General features: G+C 46.1%; 9 protein-coding genes. 3 read left to right on the plus strand and 6 right to left on the minus strand.

All coding sequences use genetic code 11. The features are described from left to right. Positions 1–14: 14 nt before the first annotated feature. The 3 genes from ACPYIV_RS15410 to ACPYIV_RS15420 form a co-directional block, all read right to left on the minus strand. Positions 15–1,250 carry a tetratricopeptide repeat protein gene (locus ACPYIV_RS15410; RefSeq protein ID WP_425883875.1) on the minus strand — a complete coding sequence of 412 codons (1,236 nt, stop codon included), beginning with the start codon at positions 1,248–1,250 and terminating at the stop codon, positions 15–17. Positions 1,251–1,400: 150 nt separating this feature from the next. Further along, positions 1,401–3,176 (minus strand): M56 family metallopeptidase, encoded by a 1,776-nt coding sequence (locus ACPYIV_RS15415; RefSeq protein WP_425883877.1) that lies wholly within the window; start codon positions 3,174–3,176, stop codon positions 1,401–1,403. 12 nt (positions 3,177–3,188) lie between these two features. Further along, positions 3,189–3,545, minus strand: coding sequence for a BlaI/MecI/CopY family transcriptional regulator (locus ACPYIV_RS15420; RefSeq protein ID WP_425883879.1), 357 nt, complete (start codon positions 3,543–3,545; stop codon positions 3,189–3,191). A 157-nt stretch (positions 3,546–3,702) separates the two neighbouring features. Between ACPYIV_RS15420 and dusB the strand changes: the two genes are divergently transcribed. Continuing rightward, positions 3,703–4,734 carry a tRNA dihydrouridine synthase DusB gene (dusB, locus tag ACPYIV_RS15425; protein ID WP_293732654.1) on the plus strand — a complete coding sequence of 344 codons (1,032 nt, stop codon included), beginning with the start codon at positions 3,703–3,705 and terminating at the stop codon, positions 4,732–4,734. 277 nt (positions 4,735–5,011) lie between these two features. Here dusB and ACPYIV_RS15430 read toward each other — a convergent pair whose 3' ends face one another. The 3 genes from ACPYIV_RS15430 to ACPYIV_RS15440 all read right to left on the minus strand — a co-directional run bounded on the left by ACPYIV_RS15430 (position 5,012) and on the right by ACPYIV_RS15440 (position 9,713). Next, positions 5,012–6,031: a S41 family peptidase gene (locus ACPYIV_RS15430; protein ID WP_301703810.1), complete on the minus strand. Its 1,020-nt coding sequence runs from the start codon at positions 6,029–6,031 to the stop codon at positions 5,012–5,014. 68 nt (positions 6,032–6,099) lie between these two features. Then, positions 6,100–6,969 carry a DUF3316 domain-containing protein gene (locus ACPYIV_RS15435; protein ID WP_425883881.1) on the minus strand — a complete coding sequence of 290 codons (870 nt, stop codon included), beginning with the start codon at positions 6,967–6,969 and terminating at the stop codon, positions 6,100–6,102. A gap of 5 nt (positions 6,970–6,974) precedes the next feature. Next, complete coding sequence (locus tag ACPYIV_RS15440) at positions 6,975–9,713, minus strand: DNA gyrase/topoisomerase IV subunit A (protein WP_425883883.1); 2,739 nt, start codon at positions 9,711–9,713, stop codon at positions 6,975–6,977. A 584-nt stretch (positions 9,714–10,297) separates the two neighbouring features. On the opposite strand from ACPYIV_RS15440, the gene ACPYIV_RS15445 reads away from it, so the two are divergent. Both ACPYIV_RS15445 and ACPYIV_RS15450 read left to right on the plus strand, forming a co-directional pair. After that, complete coding sequence (locus ACPYIV_RS15445) at positions 10,298–11,842, plus strand: glycine--tRNA ligase (protein ID WP_425883885.1); 1,545 nt, start codon at positions 10,298–10,300, stop codon at positions 11,840–11,842. Between the two features lie 4 nt (positions 11,843–11,846). Continuing rightward, a complete protein-coding gene (locus ACPYIV_RS15450; RefSeq protein ID WP_293738840.1) occupies positions 11,847–12,425 on the plus strand; it encodes an FKBP-type peptidyl-prolyl cis-trans isomerase in 579 nt (192 codons plus the stop codon). Positions 12,426–12,434: the final 9 nt, after the last annotated feature.

The following is a 12,434-nucleotide window of genomic DNA, read 5'->3' on the forward strand; positions in this document are numbered from 1 at the left end:
CAGTTCACATTTGCTTAAAAATCACGGATCAAGGAGTCGCATAGCTCAGGCGTACCCTTTTCACCCGTTATTTTCCGATACAGGCGTACGCGACGCATCGAAATTGCCTGGTTGGTGCAACAGAGAAGCATGGCGGCAGTCGAAGGGGGAATTTCCATCTTGATCAGGCAGCACATGCGCCATTCCTGTTCGCTAAGCTTCGGTACTTCTTTTTTCAGCCGTTCGCGAAACTCCGGATAGGTCCGGTTGAGCGCTTGTAATAGTTCTTCCCAGTCTTTGGGAGCTGGTTTCCATTCTTCCTTTTTGTGGAAACGCAGGTAAATTTCCGAAGAATGGAAGTCTGCCTCGGACAGAGAAACGGCGGTCTTCTTCTGTCGGTAGCGGGAATAACCCCAGATTCCTGAACTACAAGATACAAGTAGAGTGAGCCAGACGTATATCTGACCTTTCTGTGTTTTTTGGGTGTTGGACAAACGTCTTTCCCATTCTTTCTGCTCCGAGGCTCGGAGGAGTCGGGTGATTTGATTTTGTTCTTTTTCCTGTCGCAGTTCAGATAAGTAATGGAGGTAGCTTTTGTGGTAGAAATCCGCTTGCAAACTATCTCCACGATTTTGGGCGATACGTGACAGGGCGACATATAGATGCGGATGGGAAGAAGGGACTTCACTTAAATTCTTTTCGGCTTCATCCAATTTCCCCACTGTAATTTGCAAATCTGCCAGAGCTAAATATATTTCCGCTTTCTCTTCCCGTGGAACCGTTTGTCCCGACTCTGCTTTTAATAAAGTTTCAGCCTCTTTATAACTTCCATTCTGCTGCAGGATCTTTGCCTGTTTGATCCGGCAACCGGCCATTACATAATAATAAAAGGCGCTGTCTGCCTGCCCGGACAGGGAATAGATATCACCTATTTCCCGGTAAAGCACCAGTCGTAGTGAGTCACCGGCAGGGTTCCGGATATAGTTTAATGCTATATTCTCGTTTTCCAATGCTTTCTGCTTCAATGATTGTTTCCGGTAGATTTTTCCTGTTTCCAGATAGGCAATGGAAAGGGCAACGCTGTCCTTTTCTTTTTCCGCCTGCTCGATCGCCTGTCTATAGGTCTCTAATGCCGGGAGAAACTGCAACCTTTCTCTGTAAAAAGCAGCCTGCCGAAGAAGTTCACCGGTGGTCGCAATCCCGTTCTGTCCGGAAGAAGAACAGGCCGTGAAAAGGCAAATGAGAAAGAGTATCCCTATTTTATGTATCATCTGAATCCTTCTTTTGGAGGGGTAAAGATAGTAACATTCCTCAATAGGCAATCTTTATTTATGGAAAAGGTTATTCCTCCCCGTTTACTCTCCCAAAATGGGTTTTGCAAACGGAGAGGGTGATAAATATGTACGCTATATCTCTGATTTTTAGTCGCCGAATTGCAATATTTCGTACTGGACAGGATAATCGATCTTTTTCTTCAGTTCTTGCTTGACGGTTTCCACCAGGTCTTTAGGAGCTCTTTTGTTGATCTTGATGCTTACTTTCATAATATTATCCCTGTAAATCTTGTCTATGCGTTGTCCGAGGTTAGGTCCCGGTTTGGCATGGCGATCATATAAAACGAACTGTTGGTCCGGTTGCCCGTCCCGATAACTGAAAGTAACCTGTCCCGCAGGAGGTGGTGGCGGAGGAGGTGGAGCAGCAGCATCTCCGATCTTGAAAACATTCGTGTTGATTTCACCAGTCAACCCTTTTTTCTCCAATAGGCTTTTGAGTTTCTCCATCTCTTGCCTAGAAATCTTGGAATTCTCAGGTTGAAGGATCAGAGGAGTAGACTTGGATATCTGATCCAGTCGCGGATCATTCTGATTCGCACTGAATTTACTTATGCTAAGCGCTACGACAATCTTTTTATTCTGAATCAGATAAACCACATCATCATATCTGCGGGAAGGTTTGGCAACTTCATCCATGACAGTATTCGGCACAGCCATGTCGATCTTGCATTTAATCCCCTTTTCTTCCAAAACACCTTTTACCTTTTCTAAATAAGAAGCCGGTATATCATTGAAAGCCGGATTGACAGTTACTTCTAAGGCGTTCTTGAATTGCCCCTCCGCTACTCGCATTCTGATCCTGTCCAAGTTTTTGCATACTATACTGTTCAGATCCTCCGAATCCGATTCTTTGTAGGTGAGGAAAACTGCATGATCCTGTTGCATAGTTTCCTTATTTACCATACTTTTGTTAACCGGTAGATGAAGGTTGCCGGCCATTTTTGCTGCCGGTGGCGGACTTGCCTCCGGGTGGGCGAACGCACTTAAGGCCGCGAGGCCTACCGGGACCAGGAGCGCAAGCTTCAACCGGGCCCAATTGTTCGATTTCTTTTTTAACATCATAGTAATACGTTTTTTAATTTTACTGTGGTTGAAGCTGTTGGCAAGAGTGTAGAGGCTGGAGCCGACAGCTTTTTTCACGAGTAATAGTTGATATTTTGTTGCATCGATGCCTTGGCTGAGTACACCTTTATCCGCCTGGTATTCGTGTATATCCCGCAATTCCCTTTTTAATAGCCATACGGCGGGATTAAACCATTGCAGCAGAAGAGTCGTTTCCATATAGATCAGATCGACTGAATGGTTATAGCGGAGGTGCATTTTTTCGTGTATTAATATTTCCTCCGGATGATTCCGGTAATCGTCTTCCGAAAGAAAGATATAACGCCCCCAACTGAAGGGAGACAGGGAGCCGGAAATCAAGATCAACGTGTACTTTCCCTGTCTTAGTTTTCGGCCTCTCTCTGCCAGTTGATACATTTTTCTGAATGACAGAATCGTTGTACACAAACATATACAGCAGCCCGTAAAATAAATAACCCCGATTATCTCTGTCCAGGGAACGGATGTATTTTTCTGCTCTGTTACGGCCGTAATCATTTTTTCCTTTTCCGGATCCGGAACTATTTTAACCTCTTCTTCCTGGAAAATCATCTCTAATTGGCTGACCGGCCGACTAAGTGGGAGAAACCGGACTGTTTTGATCCGGCAGATCGGCAAGAGCATGCAAATCACAATTCCAACCAGTAATATCCAGCGGTTGAACCTGAAAAACGTGTCGTTGCTGAACAACGCCTTGAAACAGACATAGAATACAGTCAGGCAAATACCGGATTTTAATATGTATAGAAGAAAGGCTTCCATAAGCGTTGGCTTTTATTTGTTCTTGATTTGCCGGATCAGTTCCTGAAGTTCGTCGATCGTAAGCGCTTCTTCTTCGATCAGCGTCGAAACGACGCGGGTATACGAATTGTCATAATATTTGCCGATCACCTGTTTCAGGGAATTACGCCGGTAGTCGTCTTCCGATACCAGCGCGTAGTATTGGTGCGTATTGCCATACACCTTATATCCGATATATCCTTTTTCTTCCAGTGAGCGGACAATTGTGGACAAAGTGTTGTAATGCGGCTTGGGTTCTTCTTGCAAGTCGAGTAGTTTGCGTACAAAAAGAGGACCTTTTGCCCAGAAGTAACTCAATATTTCTTCTTCTTTTGATGTTAATCTGATCATAATCCGTTTCTTATTAGAGGAATGCACAAATATAACTATATTATTTAGTAATACAACTATAATATATAGTTATTTTACTATATTTCTTAGTAGATCTCCTTTCACCCCTATTTTTAGCAGGAAATCAGTACCTTTGTACCCGTTATTGACGATAAATATGAAAATAGGTACAATAGATTTAGGTGAACACCCCGTCTTCCTGGCTCCTATGGAAGATGTTACAGATATATCTTTCCGGTTGATGTGTAAACGTTTTGGTGCGGATATGGTTTATACCGAGTTTGTTTCGGCAGACGCCCTGATACGTAGCATAAATAAAACACAACAAAAACTGAACGTAGCGGATGAAGAACGTCCTGTCGCCATCCAAATATATGGCCGTGATGTCCCGACAATGGTCGAAGCCGCACAGATTTGCGAGGCCGCTCATCCGGACATCCTCGATATCAATTTCGGTTGCCCGGTGAAACGGGTGGCGGGCAAAGGTGCAGGTGCCGGTATGTTGCGCAATATCCCGCTAATGCTGGATATCACCCGCGAAGTCGTTAAAGCGGTGAAGATTCCTGTAACCGTGAAAACTCGTCTGGGTTGGGATGCCGATAACCGGATTATTGTGGATCTGGCCGAGCAATTGCAGGATTGCGGTATTGCCGCTCTTTCTATCCACGGGCGTACCCGTGCGCAGATGTATACGGGAGAAGCGGACTGGACGTTGATCGGCGAGGTAAAAAAGAATCCCCGTATGCATATTCCTATAATCGGTAATGGCGATGTCATTTCCGCCGAGGTTTGCAAACAACGTTTCGAACAGTATGGAGTGGATGCCGTCATGATCGGCCGTGGCAGTATTGGCCGTCCGTGGATTTTCCGTGAAGTAAAGCATTATTTAAATACAGGCGAATTATTGCCTGCCGAATCTTTCTCCTGGTATCTGGATATCTTGAAAAAGCAGGTGGAACAAAGTGTGGAACGTCTGGATGAACGCCGGGGAATTCTCCATATCCGCAGGCATTTAGCTGCAACTCCGTTGTTTAAAGGAATTCCCGATTTCAAACAAACACGTGTTGCGATGTTGCGTGCAGAGACTGTGGAAGAACTGTTCGATATCCTGAATTCCATCCCAGAGAAATTCCAGTTAGGAAGCGGATTTCAAGGCGATTCAGAGGTGTCAGAATCAATAGATTATTGATATAATAATAGTGTGAATCCGCACACAGTGTCAAATTTAAAACAAAAAGTAGCAAATTTGCAATAAAATGTAACCATAAACTCTTGCATATTCAATAAATATACTTTATATTTGCAGTGAGTTTTTTTCATAGTATTTTAGATCTAAGGTTAACAAAGTCTTTGCAGAGGGGGAATCGAGAGACTGTTTCGCTGGAAAGCAACAAAAAAGCCGCATCCATTTTATTATAGGGAGTGCGGCTTTTTTGTGGATTATCGTCATTGTTTCTCTTTTTATTTCATTCAGTAGGAATCTGAGCCGAATCGCTCTTAGCCAACAGCAATTCGATTGCGGCATCAATGATCGTATCCCGTCCTTTCATGATATCATCGCCTGTAATAGACACCTTGATATCCGGGTCGATTCCGAATTCCGTATGCTGTTTGTTCACATCCAACACCGGACAAGCCGAGAAACGGACGCTCCATCCGTTCGGCAATTCCGAACTGAAAGGCAGGCCGCTACCACCTCCCGTGCGATCGCCCATGATCGTGACTTGCGGCAGCAGGCGCATCACATTGACAAAATCGTTTGTAGCGCTGTAAGAGTGGCGGTTTGTCAACACGATAACCGGACGGCTCCAACGAATACGGTCCGATGGGGAAAGATAGACCGGACTGGGCTCGGTAAAGTCGTTATGCCCGTTTCCCTTCTTATATTGCGTATAGCCCGTCAGCATCTTCTCCTCGAGGAAACGTGAAGCGATACGGTCGGAAAAAGTCATGGAACCGCCTCCATTATCACGCACATCGAATATCAGCCCTTTGCATTCCTTGAAATGCAAGAACATATAATCCAGATTGTTTTCACCTACGCCACTCGAGAAACTGCCGTAATAGACATATCCGATCTTATCGTCCGCCAAACGTTTGTATTTCATCCCCCCGGCAATCTTGTAGTCCGTACCGAGATAATTGTCCTGTATTTCAGTATAGAAATTGGCCGGATAATCTTCGTACCAGGCCCAGTAACGGGACATATCGAAAGAGGAGATCAGGTTGGTATGGCCGTCTTTTACCTCGGCAAGCATTTTACCGAGAATATCAAACAATTCATACTGGCTCATCGTGTCCCCCACAAGCAGGCTATACCGGTCGTGCACGTCGTCCCAGTCCACATCCTTGAAGGTAAAGAAACAGTAGTTCTCGTCCATGATACGCCAAAGCGCCTCGAAGTTATCGCGGGGAGACGAATTATATTCTGTCGCTTTCTCGCAACTGGAGAACAGGACGCAAAAGAAAAGGAGATAATATTTCATTACCGCCCTCTGAAAAGCACGGCAAAATAAATCAGATATCATATTCTTTAATTTTCAATTTCTAATTTTCAATTTCCATAGTAGGCGCTTCTGTATCGGTGAGCATCCTTCTTTAAACGCTTGCCGCCGAAAGAGACAAATTCTTTCACAAGCCCGACCATAAAGGAGTTGGAGAGGATATGCGTCTTGATGCTGTTCACATCCGTCCGGTACATACTATTCAGATAGCCGACGCGGACCGTAAAGTTCGACACCGGAATATCGAGCGTGAAATAGTTCCGCATCGCAAACTTATTATGGAACGAACTGAACCGCACGATCCCATCCGCACTGCCTTGCGTCAGGAAATAATAGGGTTCGCCCTTATGCACCGAGAAGAGCACGCCGGCAAAGGGTATCTCCGCCTGATAACGGAGCGTGAGCGGAAAATCCTGGATCTTGAAATTATAGATCGCCATAGCCGACAAGTTCAGGTCGAAGTCCGCCTTACCGGAAACCGGGTTGTTGCTGTTACGCGTGTTATAGATAAAACCGCCCGAGAGACGTGCAGAAGCACCGGTCAAGACCTTCAATCCGGGCAGCAGTTGCGGGAAGCGGTAATGATAGCCAAGGCTGTAGTCTACGAAACCGGCATATTCGTTTGCCGTCTCCGCCCCGTTGCGGGTCGAACCGAACTCCACGTTAATCAGTTGCTGCCGTGATATTTTATAGTCCGCCAGCCGCACAACCTTCATCCGTTCATTGAGAATCCGCGCCACCCAGCCCGTATAATTAATGTCCGTACTGGGCGAGAGATAGGTGTCCCGCAAATTATAACCACCGATCCCGACCATCGTGCTCTCGTTGGTCGAGCGGGGCACTTCGTCCTCAACAGACTGAGCCATCAGCGGCAAAGCCAGACAAAGGAACAGAAACATCAGACTGGTTGTCTTATTCATACGCACTATTCATCAAAAAGTTTCATTTGCCCGGTAATCTCATCGATAATATCCGAATTGCTCTTATCCCGATCCGGATCGAGATCCGCCTCTTCATCATCGCTACCACCTTCTTGCCGTGGCTGTGCTACGGAAGGAAAGCGAACTGGGTCAAGCTCGTTGATCGTTTGTATCTCAAAAGTCGAGATACGTTTGCCTTTTGCTTTGAACCCTTTCACTGCGATAAACTCTTCCGCATCCAACACCAACGGTTCACGGAAGGCATCATGCCCGCCAAACACCGCTTCTATCCGTGGATATACTTCATCAGTAAGCAACATCAGGCGGCTCTTCGGATTCTCGCCGAGGAAATTTTGTTTGCGGCTTCCGGCTTCCAGTTGGAAACGTTTCAGATAATAATATTTCTGGTCGGCATCGTAAAGAGCGGCCGTCCAAATCTTATTCGCATCGAACTTCTCGATATTCAAGATATTTGGTTCATAATGATTGCTCAGATCGAAGTTGGTCGTATAGAAATCGCCATTCTGAAGGATCACTAAGATCTGATCTTCACTCTGGAACTCACCTAACTCCTCTCCGCGCCCATCGTAATTCAGGCGCAGCACATCGCGGTCGAACCAGACCATACGGCCTCCCAATGTCGAACTTCCTTTCTGCTTCAGGCTGATCTTATGTATTTCCGCCTTTGTCAGGATATTTCCCATAGAACCGCGCCCTTTAATCGCAATCTCGCTGAAATCTTTCTCAAAGACAAGCAATTTCTGACGGGGCTTCGGTTTCAGGATCACCTTCACCGTCTCGGCCTCGCCATTGGCATTGGCGCTGAAATAGAGGATGCGCGAGCCTTCCGTTCCTTTGGTTATATCATATTCCCGATCGCGCGTGACGCCTGTTACAGCGAAACGTTTGATATAATTATATCCTATTTTTCCGTCCCGGTAGATCACATTATAGATCGTGCGGTTATCGTTCCGCTTGAAGACATTCAGGTAGAGGATATCCTTCCCGACAAACATCTTTTCGCTTACCTTCACGACTTTGTACGTGCCGTTGCGGTAGAAAAGAATAATATCGTCGATATCGGAACAGTTGCAGACATACTCGTCTTTCTTCAAGCCGGTCCCGATGAACCCTTCAATGCGGTTGATATACAGCTTCTCGTTCGCCTCGACAACCTTAGTCGCCTCGATCGTGTCGAAGTTGCGCACTTCGGTCATGCGCGGATAGTTCTTGCCGTATTTCTCTTTCAGCATCATGAACCAGTCGATCGTGTAATCCACGATATGCGCCAGATGGTCGTCGATCTTCGCAATATCTTCCTTATACTGGGCTATGATCGCATTACATTTATCCGTATTGAACTTAAGGATGCGTCCCATCTTGATCTCCATCAGTTTCAGGATGTCTTCGCGGGTCACTTCGCGGATGAAGTGCGGTTTGAAAGGGTCGAGGCGTTTGTCGATGTGGGCGATCGCCTCATCCATATCTTTCGCCTCTTCAAATTCTTTGTCTTTATAAATGCGTTCTTCAATGAAGATCTTTTCCAGGGAGGCAAAGAAGAGCGACTCTTCCAGTTCCTGTTTCTGTATTTCCAGTTCGGTACGGAGCAGGTGCAGCGTGTCGTCTGTCGAATGTTTCAGCACATCGCTTACCGTCAGGAAGTGCGGCTTATTGTCCATAATGACGCAGCAGTTCGGCGAAATGCTGATCTCGCAATCCGTGAAGGCATACAACGCGTCGATCGTCTTATCGGAAGAGACACCCGGAGCCAAGTGCACGAGGATCTCCACGTTACGGGCCGTATTATCGTCGACTTTCTTGATCTTGATCTTTCCCTTATCATTTGCTTTCAGAATCGATTCGATCAAAGTGGAGGTTGTCTTCCCGTATGGAATCTCGCTGATGACAAGCGTCTTGTTGTCTAATTTCGTAATCTTGGCACGCACCTTTACGGAACCGCCGCGTTCGCCGTCGTTATATTTCAACACATCGATATAACCTCCGGTCTGGAAATCGGGATACAGGGTAAACTCTTCCCCCTGCAGATAAGCGACGGAAGCATCCGCAAGTTCGTTGAAGTTATGCGGTAATATTTTGGAAGAAAGCCCCACAGCGATGCCTTCCACACCCTGCGCCAGCAGCAAAGGGAATTTAACGGGAAGCGTCACCGGCTCCTTGTTTCGCCCGTCGTAGGACAGTTGCCAAAGAGTCGTTTTCGGATTAAAGACCGTTTCAAGTGCAAACTTGGAGAGGCGCGCCTCGATATAACGGGGAGCCGCCGCACCGTCACCAGTGAGGATATTACCCCAGTTTCCCTGGCAGTCGATCAACAGGTCTTTCTGTCCGAGCTGCACCAGCGCGTCACCGATAGAGGCATCGCCATGCGGGTGAAACTGCATGGTATGTCCGACAATATTCGCCACCTTGTTGTATCGCCCGTCGTCCAACCGCTTCATGGAGTGCAGGATTCGACGCTGTACGGGTTTCAACCCGTCGTTGATATGCGGAACGGCACGCTCCAAAATCACATAGGAGGCATAATCGAGGAACCAATCCTGATACATGCCCGACAAATGATAAGACACCCGGCTTTCCGATTTCCCCGGTATCTTATATTCCGAATGTGTCTCCTGGCTTGCTTCCGTTTCGACAGTCTCATCCCTGTTTTCATCAGCAACCGGCTGTCCTTCCGTATCTTTTATTTCTTCGCTTTCGTCCTGTTCAATAATATCTTCTGGTCTCATATATCTCTATCCAAATCTTTTGCATCATCCTGGAGCTTTATGGCAATGCCCATAAGCCATAATAGGCTGTAAATATACGAAATATTGCCGAAATAATAAAAAGAACGGGGCAAGGACCGCAAAAATTCATTATTTGGAAGTATTCATCACGCCAGCATCCGTGAAACGGCAGGTACGGACCAACTTGTACTTGCGGCGCGAACCGTTTTTGTCCCGAATAATTCTTTCTTAAGTGCCTGCCAATTCTGTAATCGGTGTCAGTGATTTTATAATCAGTGGTTGTGATTATATAATTGCTGGCACTGATTTTATAATCACTGGCACTGATTACAGAATTGATAGGCACTCCGATGTTTTTTATGCCTATGTAGATAAGTTTTCTTGTAGCAGGGATGGATTATTCCTTATATTATGTAGTCCATAAGATCGTATCGCTTAAAAATGAATTTGGTGCAGTCGCCCTAATAAGATGCTGAAAATGCTACAGGTTACAGAAAAAATCATTTACTTTGCAACCTTAATAATGTGCCAATGCGCAAAAAAATTGGCACATTGGCACATTAATTAATTGGCAAATTATTATTATGGCACAAGAAGATGTATTTAAGAAATTAGTTTCGCACTGTAAAGAATACGGGTTTGTATTCCCCTCTTCAGAGATTTATGATGGTTTAGGCGCAGTGTACGATTATGGGCAGTATGGCGTAGAGCTGAAAAATAACATAAAGAAATACTGGTGGGACAGCATGACGCTGTTGCACGAAAACGTAGTCGGCATCGACTCTGCTATCTTTATGCACCCTACTATCTGGAAAGCATCCGGCCACGTAGACGCGTTCAATGACCCCCTGATCGATAACAAAGATTCCAAGAAACGGTATCGTGCCGATGTGCTGATCGAAGACCACCTGGCTAAGATCGAGGAAAAGATGAACAAGGAAGTGGCCAAGGCTGCCAAGAAGTTCGGCGATGCTTTCGACGAAGCCCAGTTCCGTGCAACGAACGGACGTGTCCTCGAATACCAGGCTAAATGGGATGAGATCCACGAACGCTATTCAAAAGATATGAACGACTCCAACTTCGAGGACCTGCGTCAGTTGATCCTGGATTGCGAAATCGTCTGCCCGATCTCCGGAACCCGCAACTGGACCGATGTCCGTCAGTTCAACCTGATGTTCTCGACCGAAATGGGTTCTACTTCAGACGGGGCTATGAAAGTCTACTTGCGTCCGGAAACGGCACAGGGTATTTTCGTCAACTTCCTGAACGTACAGAAGACCGGCCGTATGAAAATACCTTTCGGTATCGCCCAGATCGGTAAAGCTTTTCGTAACGAGATCGTTGCCCGCCAGTTCATCTTCCGTATGCGCGAGTTCGAACAGATGGAAATGCAGTTCTTCGTTCGTCCGGGCGAAGAAATGGAATGGTTCAAGAAGTGGAAGGCTACCCGCTTGAAATGGCATCAGGCTATGGGATTGGGTAACGAAAAATATCGCTATCACGATCACGAAAAGCTGGCCCACTATGCCAATGCCGCTACCGATATCGAATATGATATGCCGTTCGGATTCAAGGAAGTGGAAGGTATCCACAGCCGTACGAACTTCGACCTGAGCCAGCATGAAAAGTTCTCAGGCAAGAAAGTCCAGTATTTTGATCCTGAACTGAACCAGAGCTATACTCCGTACGTGATCGAAACCTCCATCGGTGTCGACCGCGTATTCCTGAATGTGATGGCCGGTTCTTACTGCGAAGAGACATTGGAAAACGGCGAAACACGTGTCGTGTTGAAGTTGCCCGCAGCGTTGGCTCCAATCAAGCTCGCTGTATTGCCGTTGGTGAAGAAAGACGGTCTACCTGAAAAGGCCGAGGAGATCATGAAGATGTTGCGCTTCGATTTCCGTTGCCAGTATGATGAAAAAGATTCGATCGGCAAGCGCTATCGTCGCCAGGATGCCATCGGAACCCCGTACTGTATTACAGTTGACCACGATACTTTGAAGGATAATTGTGTCACGATCCGTTTCCGCGATACGATGGAACAGGAACGTGTAAGCATCGACAAGCTGCATGACATTATCTCCGAAAAGGTAAGCATGAAGAATTTATTAAAAAAGATAATGGAGTAAACGCATGAAGAAATACCTGCATATCGCGTTGATGTTGTTATGTGTCCTCGTTGTCTCTTCCTGTAAGGATGACAACGATGATACCGAAGCTGTTGAAAAAGAGGCTTATAGATTGGAACAGGACATTGCCTTCCAGGCAAAAGTGAATGATACCGGTTTTGAAAAATGGGTTTCAGAGGCCGGTGACGGTTACGTCTTTGCCAAACTGATTAAAAAGGGGGATGGCAAGAAAGCCTATTTCAATAGTCTTGTATCTGTATATTATAAGGGTTCTTTGACGGACGGTACTATTTTCGATCAGCGACTTTTTGATGACGGAGTACCATTCCCTTGTGCAGTGAGCCCTTACTATGCTAAGACGGTTAAGGATCCGGTAACGGAGGTAAAAACCACGTATGGTTCCGTCATTTCAGGTTGGACAGTCGCTCTGCAACACATGGTTGAAGGGGATAAATATGAAGTCTGGATTCCTCAGGAATTAGCCTATGGTGCAAGTGGTAGCGGTTCTATCCCGGGTTATTCGACTTTGATATTCGAAATCGAACTGGTATCGGTGGATGAGCAGGCAACTACGACAAGTTAACTGTAAAAG

Origin of the sequence: Parabacteroides vesiculifaciens, from assembly GCF_049860805.1 — a bacterium.
GTDB lineage: Bacteria > Bacteroidota > Bacteroidia > Bacteroidales > Tannerellaceae > Parabacteroides.

Excerpts from the sequence above, each read along its gene's own strand:
- ACPYIV_RS15410 (WP_425883875.1), bottom strand. The coding sequence starts at position 1,250 with ATGATACATAAAATAGGGATACTCTTTCTCATTTGCCTTTTCACGGCC.
- ACPYIV_RS15415 (WP_425883877.1), bottom strand. The coding sequence starts at position 3,176 with ATGGAAGCCTTTCTTCTATACATATTAAAATCCGGTATTTGCCTGACT.
- ACPYIV_RS15420 (WP_425883879.1), bottom strand. The coding sequence starts at position 3,545 with ATGATCAGATTAACATCAAAAGAAGAAGAAATATTGAGTTACTTCTGG.
- dusB (WP_293732654.1), top strand. The coding sequence starts at position 3,703 with ATGAAAATAGGTACAATAGATTTAGGTGAACACCCCGTCTTCCTGGCT.
- ACPYIV_RS15430 (WP_301703810.1), bottom strand. The coding sequence starts at position 6,031 with ATGAAATATTATCTCCTTTTCTTTTGCGTCCTGTTCTCCAGTTGCGAG.
- ACPYIV_RS15435 (WP_425883881.1), bottom strand. The coding sequence starts at position 6,969 with ATGAATAAGACAACCAGTCTGATGTTTCTGTTCCTTTGTCTGGCTTTG.
- ACPYIV_RS15440 (WP_425883883.1), bottom strand. The coding sequence starts at position 9,713 with ATGAGACCAGAAGATATTATTGAACAGGACGAAAGCGAAGAAATAAAA.
- ACPYIV_RS15445 (WP_425883885.1), top strand. The coding sequence starts at position 10,298 with ATGGCACAAGAAGATGTATTTAAGAAATTAGTTTCGCACTGTAAAGAA.
- ACPYIV_RS15450 (WP_293738840.1), top strand. The coding sequence starts at position 11,847 with ATGAAGAAATACCTGCATATCGCGTTGATGTTGTTATGTGTCCTCGTT.